Origin of the sequence: Mycolicibacterium arenosum (assembly GCF_024320865.1) — a bacterium.
Taxonomy (GTDB): Bacteria; Actinomycetota; Actinomycetes; order Mycobacteriales; family Mycobacteriaceae; genus Mycobacterium; species Mycobacterium arenosum.
The window spans coordinates 21,398-47,391 of sequence record NZ_JANDBD010000014.1 but is presented as its reverse complement, the minus strand read 5'-3'; the positions used below and the strand labels follow the sequence as shown (position 1 = coordinate 47,391).

Below are 25,994 nucleotides of genomic sequence, written 5' to 3'. Positions count from 1 at the left end.
AAAACGCCGTGAGACGGCGCGGCCGTGCCTTACGTTGATGCCGTGCATCCGATCGACACCCTCATCGAACGCCCCGCCGACCTCACCGCCGAGTGGTTGACCAGTGCCCTCGGCGCGGGAACGGTCACCGACTTCGCCTACGAGCGGATCGGCACCGGCCAGATGAGCGAGTGCTATCGCGTCGCGCTGACCTACGCCGACGGCGGCACCGGTCCCGCGTCGGTGGTGCTCAAGGTCGCCGCGGCTGACCCGAGCAGTAGGCAGACCGGTCTCGCGATGGGCCTCTACGAGCGCGAGGTGCGGTTCTACACCGACATCGCGCCGGCGTTGAACGGGCCCGTCGCGCCCTGCCATCACGCGGCCTACGATCCCGCGACCGGGGTGTTCGACCTGCTGATCGACGATGCCGCACCCGCGGTCGCGGGTGACGAGATCCGCGGAGCCACAACGGAACAGGCGATGCTGGCGCTCACCCAGCTGGGCCGGGTGCACGGGCCGCTGCTCGGCGATCCGACGCTCGCCGCATCCGAGTGGCTGAACCGCGAGACGCCGGTGAACCAGAGTCTGGTCAGCGCCCTCTACGCCGGCTACATCGACCGCTACCGCGATCAGGTCGCCCCCGAGCACCGGGCCGTGTGCGAGCGTTTCGTCGAGTCGTTCGACGCGTACATGGCCGAGGAGGCCGCCGCCGACCGGCCGCGCGGCCTGGTGCACGGCGACTTCCGGCTCGACAACATGCTCTTCGGCACAGCGGGCGCGGACCGGCCTCTCACCGTTGTCGACTGGCAGACCGTGACGTGGGGTCCGGCCTTCACCGACGTCGCGTACTTCATCGGCTGTGCGCTGCCCGTCGCGCAGCGCCGCGAGCAGTACGACGCGCTGCTGGCGGCGTACCACGACGCGACCGGCGGGGCGGTGTCCATTGCGCAGGTCCGGGAGGGCGTCCGGCGGCAGAGCTTCTTCGGCGTCCTGATGGCGATCGTGTCGCCGATGCTCGTCGAGCGCACCGAGCGCGGCGACGAGATGTTCATGGCGATGATGGAACGCCACGCCCAGCACGTGCTGGACACCGGCGCGCTCGACGTGCTGCCCGCGGCCACGGCACCCGAGCCGCTGGTCCCGGACGCCTCCGACGAGGGGGCGCACTCACCCGGCGACGAGCAGTTGTGGAGTGAGAGCTGGTATTTCGACTTCGTCGATCCGGCACAGGATATCGGCGGCTGGATCCGGCTCGGGGTGATCCCCAACGAGGGGCACGCGTGGATCAACGCGCTGCTGTGCGGGCCGGGGATGCCGACCGTCGCCGTCCTCGACTGGAACGCCCCCGTGCCGACGTCGCACGAGCACGTCTCGGGCGACGGCGTCGACCTCTCGCTCGAGGCGGTCGAACCACTCCAGAAGTATCGGGTTATGTTGCGCGGCAACGGCGTCGCGTATGACCACCCCGCCGACCTGCTCTCCGAAGCCGACGGCAGGCCGGTCGCTGTGACGATGGATTTGACGTGGACGACGGTCGGCACCCCGTACCAGTACCGGCTGTCGACGCGGTACGAGATTCCGTGCGAGGTGTCCGGAACGGTGACGGTCGGGGGCGAGTCGCACACCTTCAGCGCAGTCGCCGGGCAGCGGGACCACTCCTGGGCGGCCCGCGACTGGTGGAGCATGGAGTGGGTGTGGAGCGCGCTGCACCTCGACGACGGCACCCACATCCACGGCGTGGACCTGCGCATCCCCGGTGCGCCGCCGATGGCCGCCGGCTACCGGCAGCGCGCAGGCGAGCCGCTCCACGAACTGCAGGCTGTTACCGCGAGGGAGACGTTCGGCGCCGACGACCTGCCGATCGACACCGAACTGGCGCTGGACGGTGGTGACCTCGTCGCGACGTTCGAGGTCCGCGGCCACGCCCCGGTGCTGCTGCGCGCCACCGACGGCCGGGTGAGCCGGTTTCCGCGGGCATGGGGTCTGGTGAGAACCGACGACGGTCGCACCGGCGTGGGCTGGATGGAGTGGAACCGCAACGGCTCCTAGCGCTCAGCGCACGTGGGCGTCGTCGTCCTCGAGGTCGTCGCGCTGTAACCCCATCGGCGTGGCGGCCGGAATGTCCCCCGCCGCAATCACCTTCCGGGTCAACGGCGTCAGAGTGCGGAACAGCGTCTCGAGATCGTCATCGTCGAGCGAATCGAAGGCGTCGAGCGCCAGGCGATCGGTGTCGTCCTCCAGTTCCTGTTTGACTCGCCGCCCGGTGTCGGTCAGCGCGCCGGTGGAGTCGAGGACGCCACGCTCGGCGAGCGCCTCGACGCAGGCCTGCCATTCGGCGTCGTCGTACTGCCTGCTGCGCGCGATGAACTCGCGCGGCACGCGGTCGGCCACGCTGTGCAGCACGTTGCACCGCCGCCCGGTAATGCCCGCGGCGACCAGCAGCGCGACGTGTCCGTCGCCGCGGTGCTCGCGCAGCAGCGTGGTCGCGTGCCACAGCCGCGCGACGGGGTCCTCAGGCCACGGCAGGGCGAGGTTGGCCGCGAACAACGGCCTGCCCTCGACCGGCGCGGTGCGCGCCGCCCGCTCGAGCAGCGTCGCGGCCGTCACCGTCGCCTCATCGTCGGTGACGCCGCAGCGCCGCAGGGCCGCGGTCGCCGCCGCTGTGCGGACCCGCAGCGCGTCGGCGGGGGAGGCGAAGTCCCACGCGTCGGGGAGTGCGCGACCCACGTGGGAAGCGGAGAAGTTGTAGAAGACGGCGGTCACGACCTCGGCGGGAACGCGACCCAGTGGCGCCGCCCGCCCCGCGAAGTAACCCATCCAGAAGCCGCGGAACCCGGCGTCCTCGAAGCCCCGCAACGACTCCGCCGCGAAGTAGGTCAGCGCGTGGACGGGTTCGAATCGGTCGAAGAGGCGGCGGGCCGTCTTAGGCGATCTGCTCACTACCGCAGTAAATCAGTACGTCGCCGGTGATCTTGTTATGGTCACGCCGAGATGGCCCCGAGCTCGAGAACGGTATGGCTCGCGACGTTGCTGGTGACCGCGAGCCTCGCGGCGTGCGCGTCGGATGGCGACGCGCCGGAGGTCGGTCGGGCTGCACTGCAGAACGACATCGCGGCGCGGCTCGCCGAGGCGGGGGAAGCGCCGCAGTCGGTGACGTGCCCGGAAGATCTCATCGGTGAAGTGGGCCGCAGCACTCGGTGTGACGTCGTGATCAGCGCCACCAACAGTTTTCAGCCAGTCGTCACCGTCCTGGCGGTCGACGGCGGCACCGTGGACTACGAGCTGACGCCCGCACTGTCCCAGGCACAACTCGAGCAGGCCGTGCGGCGGTTGGCGGGTCGCGACACCGGCGCCGTGGCCTGTGAATCCGGGCTCGACGGGGTCACCGGAGCTCGCGCCTACTGCGATGTGGACGCTGGCGGGGTGCGGGCGCGCCGCACCGTGGAGGTCACCGACGTCGAGGGGCTGACGATGAACTTCAATCTCTTGTCGAGCTGACTAGCGGTCGACGACCTCGGTCCCGCCGGCGAGCTCGTCGTGCTTGCCCTGCTTGGTCGGGCTGCTGCTGACGGTCACGGCGATCACGACGATCGCGATGAACGCGGCCAGCCCGCCCACGAACGGGATGATCGGGAACAGCGTCCAGGCATTGCGGATCGCCGCCTGTTTCACATCGGGTTTGGCCGCGCCGCCGGGGCCGCGGACCTCGAGCCCGAGCAGCTTCTTGCCGGGCGTCCAACCGACCCCCGCCTCGAACGCCAGGAAGTACACGAACATCAGCACACCGGTGAAGAGGCCGGTGACGAGGATGTCCGAGAGGTATCGCGGCGAGAAGATCGCGACGATGCCGATCGACCCGATGATCGACACCAGGATGCCGTCAATGAGCCGAGCGAGGAACCTCTTCAGAAGCCCGCCGGGCTGAGCTGCGCCGTTGGTCATGGCGCCAATCTAGCGACCTAGCCGGTGCGCTGCTTGAGCTCCTTGCGAGCGCGCTTCACTTCCTTGCGCGCGCGCTTGGCCTCCGCGCGGGTGGCGTTGGCCAGCTCGCTGCTGCGATCCGACGCGAGCTCGGCGAGTTCCGCACTGCGGTCGCGGGCGACGTCCACCAGATACGAGCCCCGCTTCTGTGCCACGTCCGCGAGTTCGACGCTGCGGTCACGCGCGGCGCTGGCGATCTCCGGCGCCCGGTCGCGGGCGACGTCCACCAGCTTGGAGCCGCGCTTCTGCGCCACCTCGGCGAGTTCGGCGCTGCGCTCGCGGGCCAGGTCGGCCAGCTCGGGCGCGCGTTCGCGGGCGAGCTCGGCGAATTCGCTGCCGCGCTCGAGGGCGACGTGCGCCAACTCGCGCCCGCGCTCAGCACCGACGTGCAGGCCGCTCTGCAGGCCGTCGCCGATGCGGTCGACCAGCTCGGAGTCGATCAGTGCGGTGTTCGATCCGCTGGGCAGTGCGCCGGAGACCCTCTCGGAGACCTTGCGGGCCGCGCGGCGGCCGCGCCAGCCGAGCGACGGCTTACCCTCGGTGTCCACCGACGCGATGATCAGGCCGCCGATCAGGCTGATGTCGGCGAAGAACGCCTTCCGCTCGGTGGCCTTGCGCTCGGGGTCGTTCTCGTTCCAGAACGCGTGCGCGCCAAGGCTGCCCGGTACGACGCTGACGGCGAGCGCGGCCGACGCGAAGCGGGGGAGCTTGCCCGTGGCCAGCAACAGGCCCGCGCCGATCTGCACGGCGGCGGTGGCCTTGGCGACGGTGTCCGCGTCGGACGGCACGTAGGAACTCACCGGATCGGGCAGGTTGCTCAGCCCCTCGAGGGTCGGCCGGGCGGCATCGGCAGCGGTCTTGGGACTGCGCAACGAGTCGACACCGCGGGCGATGAACGTAGTAGCGAGCATGGGGCGTGCGACACGACGAATCAGCATGGCGCGCGTATTCCCCGGTGCACAGCAGCCAAAACAATCTAGATCACCGGGGCTGCCGGATGTCCTCGACCGTGGGCGGCTCAGCAGCCGCAGCGGTGCGATCTCCCGCGCGCGTTACTCATCGGATTAGGCTGGCCACGACAGACATCAGGAGGTCGGCGTGACGCTCGTCGCGGGCATCGATTCATCCACGCAGTCGTGCAAGGTCATCGTGTGCGACTCCGACACCGGCGAGACCGTTCGGTCGGGTTCGGCACCGCACCCCGGTGGAACCGAGGTCGACCCGAGGGAGTGGTGGGCGGCGCTCGAAATAGCGATCGGCGCGGCGGGTGGACTCGACGACGTCGCCGCCGCCGCGGTGGGGGCGCAACAGCACGGCATGGTGTGCCTGGATTCGTCGGGTGAGGTCGTGCGAAAGGCCCTGCTGTGGAACGACACCCGGTCGGCCGCAGCGGCTGAGCAGCTCATCGACGAGCTCGGCGGGCCGGAGGCGTGGGCGCAGCGCATCGGGGTCGTGCCGGTGGCGTCGATCACCGCGACCAAATTGAGGTGGCTCGCCGACGCGGAGCCGCAGCACGCCGACGCGACCGCCGCCGTGTGTCTGCCGCACGACTGGCTGACGTGGCGGCTGTCCGGTTCGACCGACATCGCCGATCTGTGCACCGACCGCAGCGACGCCAGCGGCACCGGCTACTTCGCGGCGGCGACCGGCGATTACCACCAGGACCTCCTCGAACTCGCGATGCGGGGTAGGACACCCACCCTGCCGCGGGTGCTGGGACCCGCGGAGTCGGCGGGCCGAACGCCGTCCGGGACCGTGCTCGGGGCCGGGACGGGGGATAACGCGGGCGCTGCGCTCGGCTTGGGCGCCGGCAGCGGCGACTGCGTCGTGTCGCTCGGCACCTCCGGCGTCGTCAGCGCGGTCACCGACGTCGCGCCACGCGACGCGTCCGGACTGGTGGCGGGCTTCGCCGACGCGACGGGCCGACAGCTGCCGCTGGTCTGCACCCTGAACGGAGCGCCGGTGCTGGCCGCGGTCGCGGGCATGCTCGGCGTCGACTTCGACGAGTTCGACCGGCTGGCGCTGTCCGCCGAGGCCGGTGCGCAGGGCTTGACCTGGGTGCCCTACTTCGACGGCGAGCGATCGCCGAACCTGCCGGAGGCGACCGGTGCGCTGCACGGCGTCACGACGCGAAATCTGAAGCCCGCCAATGTTGCTCGCGCGGCAGTCGAGGGATTGCTGTGCTCGATGGCCTACTGCATGGACCGGATCACCGACCACGGTGTCGCGGTATCGCGGGTGATCCTGGTCGGGGGTGGCGCACGCTCGGAGGCGGTGCGCCGAATCGGCCCGGCGGTGCTCGGGGCGCCGGTGCACGTGCCGACCCCGGCCGAGTACGTCGCGTTCGGGGCGGCCAGACAGGCGGCGTGGGCGTTGTCCGGCGCGGACGCGCCGCCGGACTGGACGTTCGGCGTCACCGCGTCGTACACCGCGGATCCGACGCCGCAGGTCGTCGAGCAGTACCAGGCCGTGCAGGGTTTGACGCGCGGGCAGTGACGCCGGGTCGACCTACGTCGCGGCCACGTCCGGTCGCGGCCAGCGCGCCAGAGGAAGCGCGCCCGCCGGGCTGAGCCGTTCGAGGACGACGCGCAGCGGCGACCACGTGGCGCGCCCGACTCGAGTCACCGCGTAGGCGGTGAGGATCACCTCGGGCCCACTCAGCGGCACCACCTTGACGCCCGCGCGGGTCGGCCGCGCGATCGGGAGCAATCCGACGCCGTACCCGTCGGCGATGAGGTCCTCGACCAGGTCGAGGCTGTCGATCTCGTGCTTGATGGTCGGGATGAAGCCGGCTTGGGCGGCCAGCGTGCGCACGGCGTCCTCGTCCGCCGTGTTGCGCGAGTTGACGATCCACGTGTCATGCGCGTAGTCGGCGACGCGCGCCGGTCCGTCGGCGCACGACGTGGGAACGCCGAGGCCCCAGGGGATCTGCCAGAGCGGCACCGTCTCGAGGACGGGCCCCGGGGCGGCGGGCGCCAGGTTGTAGTCATAGGTCAGCGCGAGGTCGAGGTCGTCGTCGGCCAGCAGTTCGAACGCCTCGATGGGCTCGTACTCGCTGATCATGACGTCGACCGCCGGGTGCCGAGTGGCGAGGTCGGCGAGGATCGGCAGCAGTGACACACGTATTCCGGTGGCGAAGCCGCCGACGCGCAACGTCCCGCTCGGCTCGGCGTCGGGATCGAGATCGAGGCGCGCGGCGTCGACCGCCGCGAGGATGGTGACAGCGTGATCGGCTAGTCGGCGGCCGGCCGGTGTGAGCCGAACCCGCCGGCCCTCCGGCTCGATCAATTGCGTACCCGCCTCCTTGGCGAGGGCGGCGAGCTGTTGCGACACTGTCGACGTGGTGAGGTGGAAGGCCTCCGCGACCGCTCGCATGGACCCCAGCCGGGAGAGCGCGAGCAGCAACTGGAGGCGTCGGGTGTCCACCGCCCGATTGTCCGCGATCTCCGAAGGTGATGTCGGCTAATTTTCGGCCATATGCGACTATTCGCCGATGACCGCACCGCTGGGACACTTCACCCGCAGCGACTCGGGCGAGTACCTGCCCGGCCCGACAGCGCAGAGTCACTGGGGCGAGGACCATCTGAACGGTCCGGCGCTCGTCGGCCTGGCGGCCGGTGTTCTCGAGGGCGAGTACGGGGTGGCCGGCTTCCAGCCCGCGCGCCTGACCGTCGATCTGTTCAAAGCGGCGCGCGCGGTGCCGACCACGGCGACGACGCGATTGGTGCGCGACGGCCGCCGGGTGCGCACCAGCGAATGCGAACTCCTGCAGGACGGTGTTCCGGTGGTCCGCGCGACGCTGGTGCAGTATCGGCGGGGGCAGCCGCCACGCGGGGAGGAATGGCTTGGCGTGCGGGACTTCTCGCTGCCGGACGAGCTCGACGGCGACGAGTACATCTACGTGGGCAGCGACGGTGTCGGGTGGTCGCGCGCGATCGTCGACCACCAGAACGCGGCGCGCAAGCGCAGCGTGACCCGTGGCGTGACCGTCGTCGTCGGCCAGCCGAACTCGGGGTTCGTCAACGCGGCGATGGCTGCCGAGGGCACCAGTCTGGTGACCAACCTCGGCACGGCGGGGGTGGGGTACATCAACGGAGATCTGACCGTGGCACTGTCCCGCTTGCCGGTCGACGACTGGGTGGGCGTCGAAGCCGATTCGCACATGGTGGCCGACGGAGTCAGCGTCGGCACCGCCACGCTGTACGACAGCGCGGGAGCGTTCGGTTCCGGCCTCGTCACCGCGGTGAGCAACCCCGCTGCGCAGATCGACTTCGCCAACGATCCGTTCCCCGAGCGCGGTGCGGGGTTGAAGAAGATTCTCGACACGTAGGGTCACTTGCATGGATCTGCTGCTCGGCATCGACATCGGAACCGGGAGCACGAAGGGCGTCCTGGTCGACGCCGCTGGAACGGTGCTCGCCAGCGAGACGGTCGCGCACACCATGGACCTGCCGAAGCCGGGGTGGGCCGAGGTCGACGCTGAGGCGCTGTGGTGGCGCGAGATCTGTGAGATCGGCACCCGGCTGGTGGCTCAGGTGCCCTCGGGCGGCGTCGTCAACGCGATGTGCGTGAGCGGCGTCGGGCCGTGTCTGGTGCTGTGCGACGCCGATCTGCGGCCGTTGCGGCCGGCCATCCTCTACGGCGTGGACACCAGGGCGACGGCCGAAATCGATTTGCTCACTGTCGAATTCGGCGAGCAGGCCATTCTCGATCGAGCCGGCACACTGCTGTCCAGCCAGGCCGTCGGCCCCAAGCTGGAGTGGGTGTACCGGCAGGAGCCGGACGTGTTCGAACGCGCCGCGGGGTGGTACGGGTCGAACTCCTACATCGCGGCCAAGCTCACCGGCGAGTACGTGATGGATCACCACACCGCCAGCCAGTGCGATCCGATGTACGCCACCAGGGATTTCGAGTGGAACGACGAGTGGGCCCGCCGGATCTGTCGGCATCTGCCGCTACCGCGATTGGTGTGGCCCGGCGAGGTCGTCGGTACCGTGCACGCGCAGGCGGCGCGGGAGACCGGGATACCGGCGGGAACGCCGGTGGTGGCGGGGACGGTCGACGCCTATTCGGAGGCGTTCTCAGTGGGGGTGCGCAACCCCGGCGATCAGATGTTGATGTACGGGTCGACGATGTTCCTCGTCCAGGTCATCGACGACTACCACTCCGACCCGACGCTGTGGACCACGGCGGGCGTCGAGCGCGGCAGCCTTGCACTGGCCGCGGGCACGTCGACGGCGGGCAGTCTGATCGGCTGGCTGCAGAACGTCACCGGCGGTGCGCCTTTCGACGAGCTGATGGCGGAGGCGGCTGCCGTTCCGCCCGGCTGCGAGGGTCTGCTGATGCTGCCGTACCTTCAGGGCGAACGCACGCCCGTATTCGATCCGCAGGCCAGGGGAGTGCTGGTGGGGCTGTCGCTGCGGCACGGTCGCGGGCACCTGTTTCGTGCCGCGTATGAGGGGATCTCGTTCGGAATCCGGCAGATCCTCGAGCGCTTCGACGACGCACACACCGCCAAGCGCACGGTGGCCGTCGGCGGCGGACTGCGCAGCCCGGTCTGGGCGCAGGCGGTCAGCGACATCACCGGCCGCGTGCAGCTGGTGCCCGAGCAGGCGATCGGAGCGAGTTACGGCGACGCCCTGCTGGCGGCGATAGGTGTCGGCCTGGTGCCACCCGAAACCGATTGGGCGAGAATCGAACGCGAGATCGTTCCCGATCCCGCAAACCGGGCCCGCTACGAGGATCTCTACGGCACCTGGCGCGAGCTGTATCCGGCCACGGTGGAACAGGTGCACCGGTTGGCTGGTGGCGGCCCGGATTGACCGATCAGCCCATCGTGTAGCCGCCGTCGATGGGGATCTCGACGCCGTTGACCATGCTGGACGCGTCCGACGCCAGCCACACCACCGCATCGGACACCTCGTGCGGAACGGCGAAGCGGCCCAGCGGAATCCGCGCGAGCATCGGAGCGGACTTCTCCTCCTCGCCCCACACCCGCTGGCCCATCTCGGTGAGAACCACGGTGGGGCACACCGAGTTGGCTCGGATGCCGTGCGGCCCTAGTTCGAGCGCGAGCACCTTCGTCGCCATCACCAGCGCGGCCTTCGACGCGCAGTAGGCGTAGTGCTCCGCCAACGGGGCGAGCGCCGCCGCCGAGGCGACGTTGATGATCGACCCGCCGACGCCGTCCGCCACCATCGCCCGTCCGACCGCCGCGGCCAGTAATGCGGGGGCCCGCAGGTTGACCGCGATCGTCTCGTCGAACCGGGTGTGGTCGGTGTCGACCACCGGCTGCGTGTGCGAGATGCCCGCGTTGTTGACCAGCACGTCCAGTCCGCCGAATGCGTCGCCGGCCTGCCCGGCCAGTCGGTCGGGTCCGTCGCTGCGCGCGAGATCCACGGCCACGGTGGCAACCTCGGCCCCGTAGTCGGCCGTGAGCGAACGTCGGGCGGTCTCGAGTTCGGCCTCGTCGCGGCCGCTGAGCACCAGCTTGGCGCCCGCCGATGCGAACGCCCGAGCGATGTCGGCCCCGATTCCCTTCGTGGCTCCGGTGACCAGTGTGCGCTTGCCGTCCAGTCGGAGCACCCCGGCGTACCGGGGCTCTGCCATCGTGGTCACGGAGATCCCTTCGTTGTCAATCGGATTCGCCTGCGACGGCATCGATCAGCGCCTGGCCGGTGGCCGCGTCGGTGACGAGCTGCTTGAAGTAGCCACCGCGGGCGCCCGCGGTGATGGAGTCGACCTTGTCCCTGCCGACGGCTACCGCGATCGTCACCGGAATGTGCCGCAGCGCCTCGAGTTCCAGTGCGATCAGGCGTTCGCTGCCCTCGAACTCGACCTGGTCGCCCGCCCGGTCGTAGAACCGCGAGCACACGTCGCCGACGGCGGCGCGCAGCGAGGTCGACCCGGTCGGGACGAACTGCGGGATGTCCGAACGTGACAGCGGGGGAGCGCCGACCCCCATCAGCGCGCACCTCGCCGCGGGCCAGTGGTGCAGCACCCGCTGAATGCTCGGATCGTTGAGCAGCGACTGGTAGAGCTCGGGCCCCGGCAGTGCCGGTGCGAACAGGTAATTCGCCCGTCCGCCAATACGATTCGCGACGAGCCTGGTGATCTCGTTGGTCTGATACCACTCTTCGGGCTGGTCGTTTCCGCCGACGGTGGGGGCGACGATGACGCCGGGCAGCGGCGTGAGATCGTGCTGGGCCACCTCGTAGACCGTGCGGCCCGAGGACACCAGTAGCACGTCGCCCGGCAGCAGGCCGGCCTCGGCGAGCGCACGGCCCACGGCGGGTGCGAGCGCGCGTCCCATGACGTCGACGATGCTGCGGCCGGGTCCCGGTGCGGGCAGCGCCGCCGACAGGTGCACCGACTCGAGTCCGAGCACGCGGGCCAGTCGGTCGGCCAGGTCGCCCGACCTCGCCTCTGCGGGCGGGACGACCTCGATGCGGACGATGCCCTGCCGCTTGGCCTCCGCGAGAAGGCGGCTGACCGTGGCCCTGCTGGTGCCCAGTTTCTCGGCGACCTCGGCCTGCGTCGCGTCGTCCTCGTAGTACAGCCGGGCCGCTGCATACAGGAGCGATGGCGGGAAGTGGCTGCTTTCACCGTCGACGGAGTGGGCGTCGGCAGGCATAGCCGAAGTATGTCACTGAGCATCTGTTCTGGAAAGAATTTTGCTGAACATCGGTTCTGGACAAATGTGCAGCCCGTCGATAGTGTGAGCGCGACCACACATGCGGACAGTGCAATGGAGAGTTCTGAGATGAGTGACCGGATCCCCGAGAAGATGCAGGCAGTCGTCTGTCACGGCCCCAACGACTACCGGCTCGAAGAGGTCGCGGTCCCGCAGCGCAAACCGGGCGAAGCGCTGATCAAGGTCGAGGCCGTCGGCATCTGCGCGAGCGACCTGAAGTGCTACCACGGTGCCGCGAAGTTCTGGGGCGACGAGAACCGGCCCGCGTGGGCCGAGACCATGGTGATCCCCGGTCACGAATTCGCCGGGCGCGTCGTGGAACTCGACGACGAGGCCGCGAAGCGCTGGGGGATCGCGCTCGGTGATCGCGTCGTCTCGGAACAGATCGTGCCCTGTTGGGAGTGCCGGTTCTGCAAGCGCGGCCAGTACCACATGTGCCAGCCGCACGATCTGTACGGCTTCAAGCGCCGCACCCCCGGAGCCATGGCGAGCTACATGGTCTATCCGGTGGAAGCGCTGGTGCACAAGGTGTCCGGCGACATCGCGCCGCAGCACGCCGCGTTCGCCGAACCGCTGTCGTGCTCGCTGCACGCCGTCGAGCGCGCCCAGATCACCTTCGAGGACACCGTCGTCGTCGCCGGATGCGGGCCCATCGGTCTCGGCATGATCGCCGGGGCGAAGTCCAAGAACCCGATGCGCGTCATCGCCCTGGACATGGCGCCCGAGAAGCTCGAGCTCGCGGGGCGGTGCGGCGCCGACCTCACGATCAACATCGCCGAGCAGGACGCGGAGAAGATCGTCAAGGACCTCACCGAGGGGTACGGCGCCGACGTCTACCTGGAGGGCACCGGGCACACGGCCGCCGTCCCGCAGGGGCTCAACCTCCTGCGCAAGCTCGGCCGGTACGTGGAGTACGGCGTCTTCGGCAGCGACGTCACCGTCGATTGGAGCATCATCAGCGACGACAAGGAACTGGACGTGCTCGGAGCGCATCTGGGCCCGTACTGCTGGCCCGCCGCCATCAAGATGATCGAGTCCGGCGTGTTGCCCATGGACGACATCTGCACCCATCAGTTGCCGCTGACGGAGTTCCAGCAGGGACTCGATCTCGTCGCCAGCGGCAAGGAATCGGTCAAAGTCTCCCTGATCCCCGCCTGAGCGAAGGACGCACACATGAACCGAAGAGTCGCAGCGCCGCGCCAGCTTTCCCGGCGGAACATGTTGGCCGCCATGGGCCTTGCCGGAGCAGCCGCGGCCAGCGTGCCGATTCTGAGCGCCTGCGGCGTCGGTGGCACGGCCAGTCAGCCCAACGGGGCCGACGCGGTCACCGGCGGCTTCGACTGGCGCAAGGCCGCGGGGTCCACCATCAACATCCTGCAGACGCCGCACCCCTATCAGCTGTCGTATCAGCCGCTGCTCAAGGAGTTCACCGAGCTCACCGGGATCACCGTCAACGTCGACCTGGTTCCCGAAGCGGATTACTTCACCAAGCTCAACACCGAGTTGGCGGGCGGTTCCGGTAAGCACGACGCGTTCATGCTGGGCGCCTACTTCATCTGGCAGTACGGGCCGCCCGGCTGGATCGAGGACCTGGGACCCTGGTTGCAGAACACGTCGGCGACCAGCGCGGAGTACGACTTCGACGACATCTTCGAAGGCCTGCGCACCTCGACTCGATGGGACTTCACGCTCGGCAACCCCCTTGGCACAGGAGGTCAGTGGGCCATTCCGTGGGGGTTCGAGAACAACGTCGTGGCCTACAACAAGCGGATCTTCGACGAGAAGGGCATCACCAAGCTGCCCGACAACCTCGACGACTTCATCCAGCTCGCAGTCGACCTCACCGACCGCTCGGAGAACCGGTACGGTCTGTCGACCCGCGGCTCGAAGTCGTGGGCGACGATCCACCCCGGCTTCATGACCCAGTACACCCGCCAGGGCGCGGTCGACTACACGTTCAACGGGTCCGAACTGATCGCCGAAATGGACAGCGACGAGGCCATCGACTTCACGAAGAAGTGGATCCAGCTGCAGCACGACGCCGGACCGACGTCGTGGACCACCTACGACTACCCCAACGCCACAGGCGATCTCGGCGACGGCAAGGCCATGATGGTGTTCGACGCCGACAGTGCGACGTACCCGAAGAACAAGCCGGGTGCCAGCAAGGAAGCGGGCAACATCGCCTGGTACCCGGGACCCGCGGGGCCCGACGGCAACTACAAGACCAACCTGTGGACGTGGAGTTGGGCGATGAGCGCCAACTCCCGCAACAAGCTGCCCGCGTGGCTGTTCATGCAGTGGGCCACCGGAAAGGATTCGATGAACAAGGCCGTCGAGGGCGGCACCTACGCCGACCCGGTGCGGAAGTCGGTGTTCGACACCACGTTCAAGCGCGTCGCCGCCGACCAGTTCGGCTATCTGGAAACGTTCGAGACCGTCATCGGCGAGTCGAAGATCCAGTTCACGCCGCAGAAGAAGTTCTTCGACACGACCCAGAACTGGGCCGTGGCGCTGCAGGACATCTACGGCGGTGAGGACGCGGCCAGCCGGCTGCGCAGCCTCGCGAAGACCAACACGTCCAAGGTCAACCTCTAGGAGCTCTGGCGCACATGACAACTCAGACTCCCAAAGCGCCGGCGACGTCGCCGGAGCAGCCGTCGGCGGCGTCCCGTCGCAACCTGCCGCAGGTGCCGCCGTGGCGGCGCAAGCTGCGGCCCTACCTGCTGTCGATCCCCGCCGTGGTGATCGTCATCGGCATCCTCTACCCCTTCGCGGTGGGCGCCTACTACGCGTTCCTCAACTACGCGGCGGTCAACCCGGACCCGCACTTCGTGTGGTTCGACAACTTCACCTCGGTGCTCGGCGACCAGGTGTTCTGGAAGAGCGTCACCGTCACCCTGATCTTCGCGCTGGCCGCCACCGGCGTCGAGACGTTGCTCGGCGTCGGGCTCGCGCTGCTGCTGAACCGGTCGTCGATCATCGGCAAGCTCTTCGAGAAGGTGCTGATCCTGCCGCTGATGATCGCGCCGGTGATCGCGGGCGTCATCTGGAAGCTGATGTTCAACCCGCAGTTCGGCATCCTCAATCACGTTCTGGGGCTGGGGAACACGTTCGACTGGCTGTCGGCGGGCAACGCCCTGTTCTCGGTGATCCTGGTGGACGTCTGGATCTTCACACCGTTCGTGGCGATCCTGGTGCTGGCGGGGATCCGCTCGCTGCCCAAGGAGCCCTTCGAGGCGTCTCAAGTGGACGGCGCCTCCGGAATGTACATGTTCCGCAAGCTGATGCTGCCAATGCTGTGGCCGTACATCCTGGTGGCGGTCATCTTCCGGTTCATGGACAACCTCAAGGTCTTCGATCACATCTACGTGCTGACGGCGGGTGGCCCGGGCGTCGCGACGAGGACCCTGCAGATCGGTGCGTTCGAGGACTCGATCATCAACCTCGACTACTCCCGCGGCAGTACCTACATGCTGCTGCTCTGGATCATCGTGTTCATCACCGCGCGCTATCTCGTCAGCGTGCTCGGAAAGGCGCAGCGCCGTGCTGCCGGAGCGGAGTCCTAGACATGGCACTGTTCACCAGAGACGAACTCCTGCCCGGCCAGAAGCGCCTGTCGATCGGATCGGTCACCGCCGACGTCGGCATCGTGATCTGGTTCATCTTCTCGCTGTTCCCGATCTTCTGGATGCTGATGCTGGCCCTGAAGAACGCCGAGGAACAGACCACCACGTACTTCTCGTTCAGCCCGAGCTGGTCGAACTTCGCAACGGTGCTGTCAGACAAGGGCACCCAGATGACCAGCGTCGACTTCAAGTCGGCGATGCTCACCAGCCTGCTCAACTGCGGCGGCGCAGTGATCGTGTCCCTGGTCATCGGCATCCCCGCCGCCTATGCGGCGGGCCGCTGGAAGTACAAGGGCAGCAATGACCTGATGTTCCAGATGCTGTCGTTCCGGTTCGCCCCCGAACTGATGGTCATCGTGCCGCTGTTCGTCATCTACAACCAGATCGGACTGTTCGACACCAAGGTCGGCATGATCTGGGTCCTGCAGTTGGTCACCATGCCGCTGGTGGTGTGGATCCTGCGGTCGTACTTCGAGGATCTGCCGGAGGACCTCGAGCAGGCGGCTCTGCTCGACGGGTACACGCGCAAGCGCGCCTTCCTCATGGTGGCGCTCCCGATCGTGCGACCGGGCATCGCGGCTGCGGCGCTGCTGGCCTTCATCTTCGCCTGGAACAACTACGTGTTTCCGCTGATCCTCGCGGACAGCAACGCGGGCACGGTCACCGTCGCGATCACGAAGTTCCTCGGCGGCGGCGGCCAGGCGTACTACAACCTCACGGCGGCGGCGGCGCTCATCGCGGCCCTGCCGCCACTCATACTCGCGCTCACGATCCAGCGATACCTGGTGCGTGGCCTGTCGTTCGGGGCGGTGAAGGCCTGATGGCTACAGTCGGACTCACGGGAGTTTCAAAGTCCTACGGCAAGATTCAGGCGGTGCGCGACCTGTCGGTCGACATCGCCGACGGAGAGTTCTTCGTCATCCTCGGGCCGAGCGGCGCGGGCAAGACGACGACGCTCAAGGCGGTCGCCGGCCTCGTCGACATCGACGGCGGCTCCGTGACGATCGGCGGCACCGACGTCACCGCGGTGGAGCCATACCACCGCAACGTCGCGATGGCGTTCGAGAGCTACGCGCTCTACCCGCAGAAGACGGTCAGCGAGAACCTCGCGTCGCCGCTCAAATCGGGGCGCACCGGCAAGTACACCGAGGAGCAGCAGACCGAACGCATCAAGCAGGTGACCACGACGCTGGGAATCAACCACCTGCTCAAGCGCTTTCCCCGCGAGCTGTCCAACGGTCAGCGGCAACGCGTGGCCCTCGGCCGCGTGCTCGTTCGGCCCGCCGACATCTACCTGCTCGACGAGCCGCTGAGCCACCTCGACGCGAAGCTGCGCGCGGCGATGCGTGCGGAGCTCAAGCAACTCGGGTCGATGTCGAACACCACGACGATCTACGTCACGCACGACTATCAGGAGGCGCTCGCGCTCGGTGATCGCATCGCGGTCATGCGCGAAGGTGCCCTCGTGCAGATCGGCACACCCGACGAGATCTGGCGCACGCCCGCCGACACGTTCGTCGCGAAGGCGCTGGGACAGCCGGAGATCAACATCCTCGACGGAGTCGTCGACGGTGGGCGGATCACGTTGGGAGACGGCTCGTTCGACGTCCCGGTGCCGGCCGGTGTCGAGGTCGCCACCGGCGACCGGGTCCGCGTCGGGCTGCGGCCGTGCGATCTTCACGTGGATCCGGCGGGCCCGCTGCGCGGAACGGTGCAGCTGGCCGAGCGGTTGGGCCGCAACGTCGAACTGACCGTCGGGATCGGTGACGAGCAGTTCATCGTCCTGGCATCCGGCCGGGAGGGAGTCGACGAGGGTGCGGCAGTCGCGATGACCGTCGCGGATGCCGACGTTCACGTGTTCGCCGCGGGCGAGGGGGACACCCCGAGACTCGCACAGCAACGAGATCTGGAGGCAGCCCGATGACCGCGACGCTGGAGCCGAAAACCGCGACGGCGCAGAGCCTCACGCTCAGTGAACTGGTGAAGACCTACACGGCGCGGGGCCGGGAGAGCTTTCAGGCCGTCAAGGGGATCAACCTCGACATCGCGCCCGGTGAGCTCATCGCTCTGCTCGGTCCGTCGGGCTGCGGCAAGACCACCACGCTGCGCATGATCGCGGGCCTCGAGACCGTCACCAGCGGGTCGATCAGGATCGGCGATCGCGAGGTGTCGCAACTGCCCGCATCCAAGCGCGGCATCGGCGTCGGGTTCGAGAGCTACGCGCTGTACCCGCCGCTGTCCGTGCGCGAGAACCTGGCGTACGGGTTGAAGGCGCGCAAGGTCAAGGGCGCCGACGAGATGGTGTCGGCGATCAGCAGGCGCCTCGAGATGGACGATCTGCTCGAGCTGCGCCCGGCCGGCCTGTCGAGCGGCCAGAAGCAGCGCGTGGCATTGGCCCGTGCGCTGGTGCGCAACCCGCCGGTGCTGTTGCTCGACGAGCCGCTCAGCCACCTCGACGCCTCGGCGCGCCAGCGGGTGCGACGCGAACTCAAGGTGCTGCAGCGGGAATTCGGCTACACGACGATCGTCGTCACCCACGATCAGGTCGAGGCGCTGTCACTGGCCGACCGCCTCGCGGTGATGGACGCGGGGGTGGTGCAGCAGTTCGGAACACCCGACGAGGTGTTCGACGATCCTGCGAACCTGTTCGTGGCGCAGTTCGTCGGCGAGCCGCAGATCAACGTGATCCGCGGCGTTGCGAAGGTCGCGGACGGAAAGACCCGCGTCGAGATCGGATCGGGACAGGGATACCTCGAGACGACCGCGACGTCGGTGCCGGACGGGACCACGGTGACCGTCGGAGTCCGGCCGCAGGACTGTGCGCTCGGTGACCCTGCAAGCACCGGAATCTCGGTCACCGTGGCATATTTCGAGCACCTGCTCGAGTTCGGTCTGGCCACCAGCACCGTCGCGGGCATGGAGGAGGGCGTCATCGTCCAGACGCCGGCGACCGAGAGCTACGAACCGGAGCAGAAGGCAGTGGTCACGGCGCCGCCCGAGCGGGTATACCTGTTCGACGTGGACACCGGTGAGAGGTTGCGATGACGAAGCTGTTCAACGACCCGGCGCGGTTCACCGAGGACATGCTCGTCGGGTTCCTCGACGCGAACGCCCGATACGTCGCCGGGGTGCCCGGCGGCGTCGTCAGGGCGCACAGGACGAGACCCGGCAAGGTGGCCGTCGTCATCGGGGGCGGGTCGGGTCACTACCCGGCGTTCTGCGGCACCGTCGGCGTCGGATTCGCCGACGGGGCGGTGGTGGGCAACATCTTCACGTCTCCGTCCGCGGAGGAGGCCGCGTCGGTCGCGCGCGCCGCACACGGTGACGCGGGCGTGCTGCTGACCACCGGCAACTACGCCGGCGACGTGATGAACTTCAACCTCGCCGTCACGCAACTGCGCAGCGAGGGGATCGAGGCCGAGTACTTCGCGGTGACCGACGACGTCGCCAGTGCGCCCAAGGGTGACGAGGCGAAACGTCGCGGCATCGCAGGGGATTTCACCGTCTTCAAGTGCGCCAGCGCCGCCGCCGAGGACGGCCTGGATCTGGCGGGCGTCGTGCGGGTGGCGCAGGCCTCGAACGCCGCGACGCGGACGCTCGGAGTGGCGTTCGACGGGTGCACGCTGCCCGGTGCCGACCATCCGCTGTTCACCGTGCCCGACGGGAAGATGGGACTCGGCCTCGGCATTCACGGCGAGCCGGGGGTGTCCGACGAGGACCTGCCGACCGCCGAGCAGCTGGCCCACACCCTCGTCGACGGGGTCCTCGGTGACTACTCGGGCTCGGATTCACAGCGCATCGCCGTGATCCTCAACGGTCTGGGCCGAACCAAGTACGAGGAGTTGTTCGTCGTGTGGGGCACGGTGGCGAAACTGCTGCGCGACCGCGGTTTCGAACTCGTCGAACCCGAGGTGGGCGAGTTGGTGACCAGCCTCGACATGGCCGGCTGCTCGTTGACCGTGATGTGGCTCGACGAGGAACTCGAGAAGTACTGGACCGCCCCGGCGGACACCCCCGCCTACAAGAAGGGCACGGCTGCAGCGGACGACCGGGGGGCGGTGCGCACCGACGCCGCGGCTGAGGCCGCCGCTCCCACAGTGGATCTCGCCGCACTATCCGACGAGGACGGTCGCGCGGGCGGCCAGCGAGTGGCACGGGCGATCGAGGCCCTGGCGGCGATGCTCGCCGAGGCCGAAGACGAACTGGGCCGAATCGACGCGGTGGCAGGCGACGGCGACCACGGCCGCGGCATGGTGAAGGGTTCGTCGGCGGCGCGCGTCGCGGCCTCGGCGGCCGCCGAGGCGGGCGCGGGTCAGGGCTCGGTGCTGGCTGCCGCTGGAAAGGAGTGGGCGGCGAAGGCCGGCGGAACCTCCGGAGTGCTCTGGGGTGCAATGCTTTCCGCGATCGGTGCCCGGCTCGGCGACACGGGTAAGCCCGACGGTGTGACGGTCGCCGCGGGGGTCCGTGACGGCTACGACGCGCTGATCACACTGGGCGGTGCGGCGCCGGGCGACAAGACGATGCTCGACGCGCTACTGCCGTTTGTCGAGGACCTGGAGCGCCGGGTTGCCGACGGCGAGGCGTGGCAGAGCGCGTGGGCGGCCGCGGCGGACGTCGCCACGGACGCGGCGAAGGCGACCGCGGACATGCGGCCCAAGGTGGGCCGGGCCAGACCACTCGCCGAACGCAGTGTCGGAACCCCCGACGCCGGCGCCACATCGCTGGCGATGTGCGCGCACACCATTGCCGAGAGTTTCGCGCTGAGCGCCAAGGGAGATCAGAAGTGAGTGAACGAACGTTGCGCATCGTCGTCGGTTGCGACGATGCCGGTCTCGAGTACAAGGAGGCGCTGAAAGGCGACCTGCTGGCCGATCCCAGGGTGTCGGAGGTGACCGACGTCGGGGTGGGCTCGGACGAGCACACCGCGTACCCGCACGTCGCGGTGGCCGCGGCACGGCTCGTCGCAGAGGGCAAGGCCGACCGCGCGCTTCTGGTGTGCGGTACCGGACTCGGCGTCGCGATCAGTGCGAACAAGGTGCCTGGAATCCGGGCCGTCACCGCGCATGACGGCTTCTCGGTCGAGCGGTCGGTGCTGTCGAACAACGCACAGGTGCTGTGCTTCGGGCAGCGCGTGATCGGCCTCGAGTTGGCGCGCCGCCTCGCCAAGGAGTGGCTCGGCTACGAGTTCGACCCGAGCAGTGCGTCCGCCGACAAGGTCGAGGCGATCTGCGGCTACGAGTCGGTTGCTCCGTAACCGTCCACGTTTCCTGAATGGTATGTCCACATAAATCACGTGGACGCGAACGGTTCCGCTGCCGTTCAATCGGTGCATGACAACGAACCGGGCAGGGCTCACCGGCGCACGGGCCGGTGCCCTGATGGCGACCGGGTCGATGCTCAGCGTCCAGGTCGGGCTGGCGTTGTCGCTGGGCCTCGTCGAGTACATCGGTGTCGAAGGCGCGGCGTGGCTGCGCCTGGCCTGGGCGGGCGTGCTGCTGGTGATCATCGTGCGGCCGCGGCCGTCGGCGTTCACCCGGTCGACGTTCCTGACCAGCATGCTGCTCGGTGTCGTCACGGCGGGCGTCACGCTGCTGTTCATGGCGTCGATCGCGCGCATCCCGCTGGGCACGGCGAGCGCGATCGAGTTCCTCGGCCCGCTCGGCGTTGCCGTGCTCCTCGGGCGTGGTCGCCACCGGTTCGTCTGGCCGGGCGTCGCGGGAGTGGGCGTGCTGCTGCTGACTGAGCCGTGGGCGGGCACCGTCGACGTCGTCGGCATCGGTTTCGCGCTGGCCGCCGCCTGCTGCTGGGGCGCATACATCCTGCTGACTCAACGGGTCGGGGATTCGGTCGAGGGCATCAACGGTCTCGCGGTGTCGATGGGCACCGCAGCGGTCTTCTCAACGCTGGTCGTCGGCCCGGCGGTGTTGCCGAGGGTCACTCCGGAGATCCTGTTGATCGGCATCGGACTCGCGTTGCTGCTGCCCGTCATCCCGTTCACCCTCGAGATGCTCGCCCTGCGCAGGCTCACCACCGCGGCCTTCGGCACGTTGATGGCGCTCGAGCCGGCCTTCGCGATGCTCGTCGGGTTCGTCGTGCTGCACCAGGTGCCCGGTGCTCCCGCGCTCGTCGGCATCGCGCTCGTCGTCGCGGCGGGCATCGGGGCGGCCCGCACCGGCGCCCGCACGTCGCCACCCGTTCCCGCCGGAGCCGTCACCTGAGGGATACGCTCGGTCGAATGGCTAAGGCATTCTCCGATTCACCGGTCGTACGCGTCGTCAATCGGGTGTTCGTCGCACTGATGGACGCGCCGCTCCTGGGCGGCCTGGTTCGGCGCAGCTTGGTCGTCATCCGCTACGAGGGACGCAAGTCGGGCAAGACGTTCGAGCTGCCGGTGGGGTACCGGCGCTCGGGCGACGTCATCGTCGTCAGGGTGGGGATGCCGGACAGGAAGAACTGGTGGCGCAACTTCCTCGGTGACGGGGCGCCGCTGGTGTTCGTCGGGCTCGACGGGGCCGACCGCGCCGCGCACGCCGTCGCCACCCGAGACGCCGGGGGAGGCGTCTCGGTGAGGGCGACCCTGAGCTGATGGTCGCCGGGGGACGCTAGGCGTCGAGTCGCTTGCGCCGATACAGGGTTCCGATCGCGAGCAGCAGCAGGCTGATTGCCAGAATCGCCGTCGCGAGCACGTTGATCTGCGGTGGCACCGCGGCTTTCACCGCCGCGTTGACGTACAGCGGATACGTCACCGTCGAGCCGCTGACGAAGTAGGTGATGATGAAATCGTCGAGCGACAGCGCGAACGACAGCATCGCCGCCGCGATGATGCCGGGCACGATGAGCGGCAGCGTCACCTTGAAGAACGTGCGCGTCGGGCTGGCGCCGAGATCCATCGACGCGTCCTCCAGCGTCCAGTCGAAACCGCGCACCCGCGCGCGCACCGTCATCGCGATGAAGCTCACCTCGAACGCGATGTGCGCGATCAGGATCGTGGTGTAGCCGGCCGCCCAACCCAGGTCCAGGAACAGCGTCAGCAGCGACGCGCCGAGCACGACCTCCGGCGCGGTGAGCGGCAGGATCAGGAACGTGTCGATCGCGCGGTCGCCCCGGAACCGTTGCCGGACGAGGGCGATGGCGACGAGCGTGCCGAGCACCACGGCGATCGCCGTCGACACCGCGGCCACGTTGAGGCTCAACTTCAGCGCGTCGGTCAATGCCGGGTACTTGAAGGGATCCGCCCAGTTGTCCAGCGTGAAGCCCTGCCACGTGTAGTTGAACTTGCCTGCGGGCTTGTTGAACGAGAACAGGATGATCACGAAGATCGGCAGGAACAGGTACAGCAGCACCAGGATCGCCACGGCGCGTAACAGGTTGTCGCCCAGGTTGATCCGCTGCGCGAACGACCGTTTGGGCGCGGTGCTGCCGACGGCCTTGTTCGCGTCCGCGATGTGGTCGGCGATCGTCATACCAGATCCTCCGTCCCCAGCGCCCTCGTGTAGAGCAGCACGCCCACCAGGATCAGCGCCATCAGCAGGAAACTCAGCGCGGCGGCAGCCGGATAGTCCTTCACCACCAGGAACTGTTTCTGAATGACGTTGCCTATCATCGTGGTCTGGGTGCTGCCCAGGTAGTCGGCGTTGATGAAGTCGCCGACCGACGGGATGAACACCAGCATGCTGCCCGCCAGCACGCCGGGCATCGACAGCGGCAGGATCACCTTGCCGAAACTCCTTGGCGCCGAGGAGTACAGGTCCTTCGACGCCTCCAGCAGCCGCGGATCGATCTTCTCCAGGCTGACGTACAGCGGCAGGATCATGAAGATGATCCAGTTGTAGATGAGCCCGCCGATGACCGCCCAGCCGGTCGACAGCAGCCGACCCTCCTCGGGTAGCAGCCCCAACGTGCCGAGCAACTGCACCACCCAGCCCTCGTCGGCCAGGATCGTCTTCCACGCCAGCGTGCGGATCAGGAAGGTCACGAAGAACGGCAGGATGACCAGACCCAGGATCAGGTTCTTGTACCTGCCCGCCTTGAACGCGATGACGTATGCCAGCGGGTACGCCAGCAGGATGCACACCACCGTCGCGACCGCCGCGTACGTGAAGGACCGGAAGATCTGGTCCTGGTACGTCGTGAACGCATGGCCGAAATTGCCGAAGTTCCAATCGAACTCCAGTGTCGGCAGGTACACCGACCCGCCCGAGGAGGACAGTGACGTGCGGGCCAGCGAGATGAACGGCACGACGAAGAAGATGCCGAGGTACACCAACGCGGGCAGCACCATCAGGTAGGGCGCGATCTTGCTGCGCTGCCTACCGCTCGCCGCGACTCCCGCCATGCCGTCAGCCGCCGGTGACGGCTGCGTACAGCGTGTTGAACTCCTGCGTCTGCTCGTCGGTGAGCGCCGCCCACGACTTCAGGTTCTTCTGCATGTCGGCAGGCGGGTTGATCAACGGGTTGCTCGCCACCGCGGGGTCGATCTTGGCGATCTCGTCAGTCATGTCCGACAGCACCGGAACGTACTGGACGAAGGCCACCAGCTTCGCGTAGTTGGCGCGGTCGTAGATGTAGTTGATCCACTCCTCGGCGCCCTTCTGGTTCTGGCTGGTGTACGGAATCGTCATCGTGTCGATGAACCAGTCACCGCCGGACTCCGGCACGATGAACTGCAGGTCGGGGTTGTCGGCCTGCAACTGCACGACGTCTCCGGAGTACGCCTGCGCGATCGCGATGTTGCCTGCCGCGAGGTCGTCGGCGTAGTCGTTGCCGGTGAAGCGGCGGATCTGCCCCTTCTCCTTCTGCTCGCGGACCAGATCGACGGCCTTCTTGACGCCCTCGGTGGTCGGCTCCTCGATGGAGTTGCCCTGTGACTGCATGATCATGCCGAGGCCGTCCTGCGAGTCGGAGAACAGGCTGACCCGGCCCTTGAACGCGGGATCCCACAGATCGTCGATCCCCCTGATGTCCCGGCCGGTGGCCGCCTTGTTGTAGGCGAGGCCGACCATGCCGGTCATGTAGGGCGCGGTGTACTTGCGGCCGGGATCGACCTTCGAGTCCATCAGGTCCGGGCGCAGGTTGGCACGGTTGGGCACGCCCTCCTCGCTGATCTCGTTGAGCCAGTTCAGACCCTTGATGCGGGCCGCCATGAACTCGGTGGGCACCACCAGGTCGGCACCGATGTCCTGCTTGCGCGACAGCGGCTCCTTGACCTTGGCGAACCACTGCTCGTTGTCGTTGTAGTCCTCCTTGTAGTCCACGGTCAGGCCCGAGGCGGTCTGGAACGCGGCGACGAAGCCGTCGGCCATGTACAGCGGCCAGTTCGACACCCGCAGCAGGCTCTCGTTCTGAGTCGGCGCGGCGGTGGTGGAGGACTCGTCCTTCGAACACGCCGCGAGGAAGCCGGATCCGAAGACGGCTGCGGCGGCGGCAGCGGCGCTACCTCCGATGAACCGCCTGCGGCTGGTGCGGTTGCTCGCCAGCCGGGCGAACAGTCGAGGGTCGACGGGATCATTCTGCGGGGCCATGTCGGTAACGCCTTTCGTGAGTGTTGCCGGAGGAGATGGAGAAACGGCGATGCGGTGGGAACGGAGACCTACGAGTCGTCGAGCATCTCCTCGAGATCCTCTGTGGTGGGGATGTCGGCGGCGGGCAGCACCAGCCCCGCCTCGGGATCCCAGCCGACGTGTACGGGGTCGCCGGGCCGCAGTCCGGGCAGTTTGTGCTCGGCCCCGACGTGGGCGATCACAACCGAGTCGTCGGGCGCGGCGACCGACAGACGCACCACCGGCCCCTGGAAGGTCAGGTCCTTGACGGTGCCCGCGACGGACACGCAGTCGTCGGTGAACGGATCGACGGATACGCGCACGCGTTCCGGGCGGACCATCACGGTCGCGTGCCCGCCGGTCTCGATCGCGGTCTGTCCCGGTCGAGCCCGCACGGTCGTGCCGAGCACCGACACGTCCGCGAAACCGTCGTGGACGCCGTTCTGCCGACCGGGCCAGAGGTTGGCCTGGCCGATGAAGTTGGCGACGAACACGGTCGCCGGGGCGTCGTAGATCTCGGTGGGGCCGCCGATCTGCTCAACGTTGCCGGCGTTCATAACCGCGATGCGGTCACTCATCGTGAGCGCCTCCTCCTGGTCGTGCGTCACGTAGATGAACGTGATGCCGACCTCGCGCTGAATGCGCTTGAGCTCGAACTGCATCGCATGCCGCAGTTTGAGGTCGAGGGCGCCGAGCGGCTCGTCCAGCAGCAGGGCACTGGGGTAGTTCACCAGCGCGCGCGCCAGTGCGACGCGCTGCTGCTGACCGCCCGACAACTGCGCGGGCTTGCGCTTGGCGAAGTCGGTGAGCCGGACGATCTCCAGGATCTCGTCGACCCGGCGTTTGACCTCCGCCTTCTCCTTCTTCATGCTCCGCGGCCCGTACGCGACGTTGTCCCACACGTTCATGTGCGGGAACAGGGCGTAGTGCTGGAACACGGTGTTGACGTTGCGCTTGTGCGGGGGAGTCTTCGACACGTCGACGCCCTCGAGGCGGATCGCCCCGGACGTCGGGGTTTCGAAACCCGCGATCATGCGCAGAGTGGTGGTCTTGCCACAGCCGGACGGGCCGAGCATCGAGAAGAACTCGCCGGCGCCGATGGTGAAGTCGGCGTCCGCGACGGCGACGTAGTCGTCGAACCGCTTGGTGACGTGATCGATCTCGATGACGGGG

The 25,994-nt window shown here is 68.3% G+C and carries 25 protein-coding genes; 15 read left to right on the top strand and 10 right to left on the bottom strand.

The window, feature by feature from the left end; genetic code table 11:
• Positions 1-42: 42 nt before the first annotated feature.
• Entirely contained in the window at positions 43-2,028 is a 1,986-nt protein-coding gene (locus NM203_RS27960) for a DUF7064 domain-containing protein (protein WP_255063869.1), read from the top strand.
• A gap of 3 nt (positions 2,029-2,031) precedes the next feature.
• On the opposite strand, the gene NM203_RS27955 is transcribed toward NM203_RS27960, so the two are convergent.
• Positions 2,032-2,919 (bottom strand): SCO6745 family protein, encoded by an 888-nt coding sequence (locus NM203_RS27955; protein ID WP_255063868.1) that lies wholly within the window; start codon positions 2,917-2,919, stop codon positions 2,032-2,034.
• A 51-nt stretch (positions 2,920-2,970) separates the two neighbouring features.
• On the opposite strand from NM203_RS27955, the gene NM203_RS27950 reads away from it, so the two are divergent.
• Complete coding sequence (locus NM203_RS27950; RefSeq protein WP_255063867.1) at positions 2,971-3,477, top strand: DUF4333 domain-containing protein; 507 nt, start codon at positions 2,971-2,973, stop codon at positions 3,475-3,477.
• Here NM203_RS27950 and NM203_RS27945 read toward each other — a convergent pair whose 3' ends face one another.
• Together NM203_RS27945 and NM203_RS27940 are read right to left on the bottom strand one after the other, a co-directional pair.
• Positions 3,478-3,921 carry an RDD family protein gene (locus NM203_RS27945; protein WP_255063866.1) on the bottom strand — a complete coding sequence of 148 codons (444 nt, stop codon included), beginning with the start codon at positions 3,919-3,921 and terminating at the stop codon, positions 3,478-3,480.
• Positions 3,922-3,938: 17 nt separating this feature from the next.
• Positions 3,939-4,898 (bottom strand): DoxX family membrane protein, encoded by a 960-nt coding sequence (locus tag NM203_RS27940; RefSeq protein WP_255063865.1) that lies wholly within the window; start codon positions 4,896-4,898, stop codon positions 3,939-3,941.
• A gap of 160 nt (positions 4,899-5,058) precedes the next feature.
• Here NM203_RS27940 and xylB point away from each other — a divergent pair, with 160 nt between their 5' ends.
• Positions 5,059-6,456: a xylulokinase gene (xylB, locus tag NM203_RS27935; protein WP_255063864.1), complete on the top strand. Its 1,398-nt coding sequence runs from the start codon at positions 5,059-5,061 to the stop codon at positions 6,454-6,456.
• A 12-nt stretch (positions 6,457-6,468) separates the two neighbouring features.
• On the opposite strand, the gene NM203_RS27930 is transcribed toward xylB, so the two are convergent.
• Positions 6,469-7,386, bottom strand: coding sequence for a LysR family transcriptional regulator (locus NM203_RS27930; protein WP_255063863.1), 918 nt, complete (start codon positions 7,384-7,386; stop codon positions 6,469-6,471).
• 67 nt (positions 7,387-7,453) lie between these two features.
• Here NM203_RS27930 and NM203_RS27925 point away from each other — a divergent pair, with 67 nt between their 5' ends.
• Together NM203_RS27925 and NM203_RS27920 are read left to right on the top strand one after the other, a co-directional pair.
• Complete coding sequence (locus tag NM203_RS27925) at positions 7,454-8,290, top strand: acyl-CoA thioesterase domain-containing protein (RefSeq protein WP_255063862.1); 837 nt, start codon at positions 7,454-7,456, stop codon at positions 8,288-8,290.
• A 10-nt stretch (positions 8,291-8,300) separates the two neighbouring features.
• Positions 8,301-9,782 (top strand): FGGY-family carbohydrate kinase, encoded by a 1,482-nt coding sequence (locus NM203_RS27920; RefSeq protein ID WP_255063861.1) that lies wholly within the window; start codon positions 8,301-8,303, stop codon positions 9,780-9,782.
• Between the two features lie 4 nt (positions 9,783-9,786).
• Here the strand turns inward: NM203_RS27920 and NM203_RS27915 are convergent, their stop codons facing one another.
• Positions 9,787-10,569, bottom strand: coding sequence for an SDR family NAD(P)-dependent oxidoreductase (locus NM203_RS27915; RefSeq protein WP_255064037.1), 783 nt, complete (start codon positions 10,567-10,569; stop codon positions 9,787-9,789).
• Between the two features lie 25 nt (positions 10,570-10,594).
• Positions 10,595-11,593 carry a sugar-binding transcriptional regulator gene (locus NM203_RS27910; protein ID WP_255063860.1) on the bottom strand — a complete coding sequence of 333 codons (999 nt, stop codon included), beginning with the start codon at positions 11,591-11,593 and terminating at the stop codon, positions 10,595-10,597.
• A 129-nt stretch (positions 11,594-11,722) separates the two neighbouring features.
• Between NM203_RS27910 and eltD the strand changes: the two genes are divergently transcribed.
• From eltD to NM203_RS27860, 10 genes are all read left to right on the top strand, one after another.
• Complete coding sequence (gene eltD, locus NM203_RS27905; protein WP_255063859.1) at positions 11,723-12,811, top strand: erythritol/L-threitol dehyrogenase; 1,089 nt, start codon at positions 11,723-11,725, stop codon at positions 12,809-12,811.
• Positions 12,812-12,826: 15 nt separating this feature from the next.
• Positions 12,827-14,251, top strand: coding sequence for an extracellular solute-binding protein (locus NM203_RS27900; protein ID WP_255063858.1), 1,425 nt, complete (start codon positions 12,827-12,829; stop codon positions 14,249-14,251).
• 14 nt (positions 14,252-14,265) lie between these two features.
• Positions 14,266-15,222, top strand: a complete 957-nt coding sequence (locus NM203_RS27895) for a carbohydrate ABC transporter permease (RefSeq protein ID WP_255063857.1) — start codon at positions 14,266-14,268, stop codon at positions 15,220-15,222.
• Positions 15,223-15,224: 2 nt separating this feature from the next.
• Positions 15,225-16,103, top strand: a complete 879-nt coding sequence (locus NM203_RS27890; RefSeq protein ID WP_255063856.1) for a carbohydrate ABC transporter permease — start codon at positions 15,225-15,227, stop codon at positions 16,101-16,103.
• Positions 16,103-17,206, top strand: coding sequence for an ABC transporter ATP-binding protein (locus tag NM203_RS27885; protein WP_255063855.1), 1,104 nt, complete (start codon positions 16,103-16,105; stop codon positions 17,204-17,206). The genes NM203_RS27890 and NM203_RS27885 overlap by 1 nt, the downstream gene beginning before the upstream one ends.
• On the top strand, positions 17,203-18,327 hold the full coding sequence (locus tag NM203_RS27880) for an ABC transporter ATP-binding protein (RefSeq protein ID WP_255063854.1): 1,125 nt from the start codon (positions 17,203-17,205) through the stop codon (positions 18,325-18,327). The genes NM203_RS27885 and NM203_RS27880 overlap by 4 nt, the downstream gene beginning before the upstream one ends.
• Positions 18,324-20,069 (top strand): D-erythrulose 4-kinase, encoded by a 1,746-nt coding sequence (derK, locus tag NM203_RS27875; RefSeq protein WP_255063853.1) that lies wholly within the window; start codon positions 18,324-18,326, stop codon positions 20,067-20,069. The genes NM203_RS27880 and derK overlap by 4 nt, the downstream gene beginning before the upstream one ends.
• Positions 20,066-20,536 carry a ribose-5-phosphate isomerase gene (locus tag NM203_RS27870; RefSeq protein WP_308212858.1) on the top strand — a complete coding sequence of 157 codons (471 nt, stop codon included), beginning with the start codon at positions 20,066-20,068 and terminating at the stop codon, positions 20,534-20,536. Before derK ends, NM203_RS27870 begins: the two co-directional genes overlap by 4 nt.
• Before the next feature lie 76 nt (positions 20,537-20,612).
• Positions 20,613-21,500 (top strand): EamA family transporter, encoded by an 888-nt coding sequence (locus tag NM203_RS27865; protein ID WP_255063852.1) that lies wholly within the window; start codon positions 20,613-20,615, stop codon positions 21,498-21,500.
• Between the two features lie 17 nt (positions 21,501-21,517).
• Entirely contained in the window at positions 21,518-21,868 is a 351-nt protein-coding gene (locus tag NM203_RS27860; protein ID WP_255063851.1) for a hypothetical protein, read from the top strand.
• Between the two features lie 16 nt (positions 21,869-21,884).
• Here NM203_RS27860 and NM203_RS27855 read toward each other — a convergent pair whose 3' ends face one another.
• The 4 genes from NM203_RS27855 to NM203_RS27840 all read right to left on the bottom strand — a co-directional run bounded on the left by NM203_RS27855 (position 21,885) and on the right by NM203_RS27840 (position 25,897).
• Positions 21,885-22,745 carry an ABC transporter permease gene (locus NM203_RS27855; RefSeq protein WP_255063850.1) on the bottom strand — a complete coding sequence of 287 codons (861 nt, stop codon included), beginning with the start codon at positions 22,743-22,745 and terminating at the stop codon, positions 21,885-21,887.
• The gene (locus NM203_RS27850; RefSeq protein ID WP_255063849.1) at positions 22,742-23,617 is read right to left on the bottom strand and encodes an ABC transporter permease; all 876 of its coding nucleotides are present in this window, start codon (positions 23,615-23,617) and stop codon (positions 22,742-22,744) included. The genes NM203_RS27855 and NM203_RS27850 overlap by 4 nt, the downstream gene beginning before the upstream one ends.
• 4 nt (positions 23,618-23,621) lie before the next feature.
• Positions 23,622-24,803, bottom strand: a complete 1,182-nt coding sequence (locus NM203_RS27845; protein ID WP_255063848.1) for a polyamine ABC transporter substrate-binding protein — start codon at positions 24,801-24,803, stop codon at positions 23,622-23,624.
• Between the two features lie 68 nt (positions 24,804-24,871).
• On the bottom strand, positions 24,872-25,897 hold the full coding sequence (locus tag NM203_RS27840) for an ABC transporter ATP-binding protein (RefSeq protein WP_408633432.1): 1,026 nt from the start codon (positions 25,895-25,897) through the stop codon (positions 24,872-24,874).
• Positions 25,898-25,994: the final 97 nt, after the last annotated feature.

Bases quoted from the DNA above. Each gene is read 5' to 3' on its own strand.
- NM203_RS27895 (WP_255063857.1), top strand. From the start codon at position 14,266: ATGACAACTCAGACTCCCAAAGCGCCGGCGACGTCGCCGGAGCAGCCG.
- NM203_RS27910 (WP_255063860.1), bottom strand. From the start codon at position 11,593: ATGCCTGCCGACGCCCACTCCGTCGACGGTGAAAGCAGCCACTTCCCG.
- NM203_RS27915 (WP_255064037.1), bottom strand. From the start codon at position 10,569: ATGGCAGAGCCCCGGTACGCCGGGGTGCTCCGACTGGACGGCAAGCGC.
- eltD (WP_255063859.1), top strand. From the start codon at position 11,723: ATGAGTGACCGGATCCCCGAGAAGATGCAGGCAGTCGTCTGTCACGGC.
- NM203_RS27865 (WP_255063852.1), top strand. From the start codon at position 20,613: ATGACAACGAACCGGGCAGGGCTCACCGGCGCACGGGCCGGTGCCCTG.
- NM203_RS27945 (WP_255063866.1), bottom strand. From the start codon at position 3,921: ATGACCAACGGCGCAGCTCAGCCCGGCGGGCTTCTGAAGAGGTTCCTC.
- NM203_RS27855 (WP_255063850.1), bottom strand. From the start codon at position 22,745: ATGACGATCGCCGACCACATCGCGGACGCGAACAAGGCCGTCGGCAGC.
- NM203_RS27925 (WP_255063862.1), top strand. From the start codon at position 7,454: ATGACCGCACCGCTGGGACACTTCACCCGCAGCGACTCGGGCGAGTAC.
- NM203_RS27900 (WP_255063858.1), top strand. From the start codon at position 12,827: ATGAACCGAAGAGTCGCAGCGCCGCGCCAGCTTTCCCGGCGGAACATG.
- NM203_RS27885 (WP_255063855.1), top strand. From the start codon at position 16,103: ATGGCTACAGTCGGACTCACGGGAGTTTCAAAGTCCTACGGCAAGATT.
- NM203_RS27890 (WP_255063856.1), top strand. From the start codon at position 15,225: ATGGCACTGTTCACCAGAGACGAACTCCTGCCCGGCCAGAAGCGCCTG.
- NM203_RS27940 (WP_255063865.1), bottom strand. From the start codon at position 4,898: ATGCTGATTCGTCGTGTCGCACGCCCCATGCTCGCTACTACGTTCATC.
- NM203_RS27840 (WP_408633432.1), bottom strand. From the start codon at position 25,897: ATGCTCGGCCCGTCCGGCTGTGGCAAGACCACCACTCTGCGCATGATC.
- NM203_RS27950 (WP_255063867.1), top strand. From the start codon at position 2,971: ATGGCCCCGAGCTCGAGAACGGTATGGCTCGCGACGTTGCTGGTGACC.
- NM203_RS27845 (WP_255063848.1), bottom strand. From the start codon at position 24,803: ATGGCCCCGCAGAATGATCCCGTCGACCCTCGACTGTTCGCCCGGCTG.
- NM203_RS27860 (WP_255063851.1), top strand. From the start codon at position 21,518: ATGGCTAAGGCATTCTCCGATTCACCGGTCGTACGCGTCGTCAATCGG.
- derK (WP_255063853.1), top strand. From the start codon at position 18,324: ATGACGAAGCTGTTCAACGACCCGGCGCGGTTCACCGAGGACATGCTC.
- NM203_RS27920 (WP_255063861.1), top strand. From the start codon at position 8,301: ATGGATCTGCTGCTCGGCATCGACATCGGAACCGGGAGCACGAAGGGC.
- NM203_RS27850 (WP_255063849.1), bottom strand. From the start codon at position 23,617: ATGGCGGGAGTCGCGGCGAGCGGTAGGCAGCGCAGCAAGATCGCGCCC.
- NM203_RS27880 (WP_255063854.1), top strand. From the start codon at position 17,203: ATGACCGCGACGCTGGAGCCGAAAACCGCGACGGCGCAGAGCCTCACG.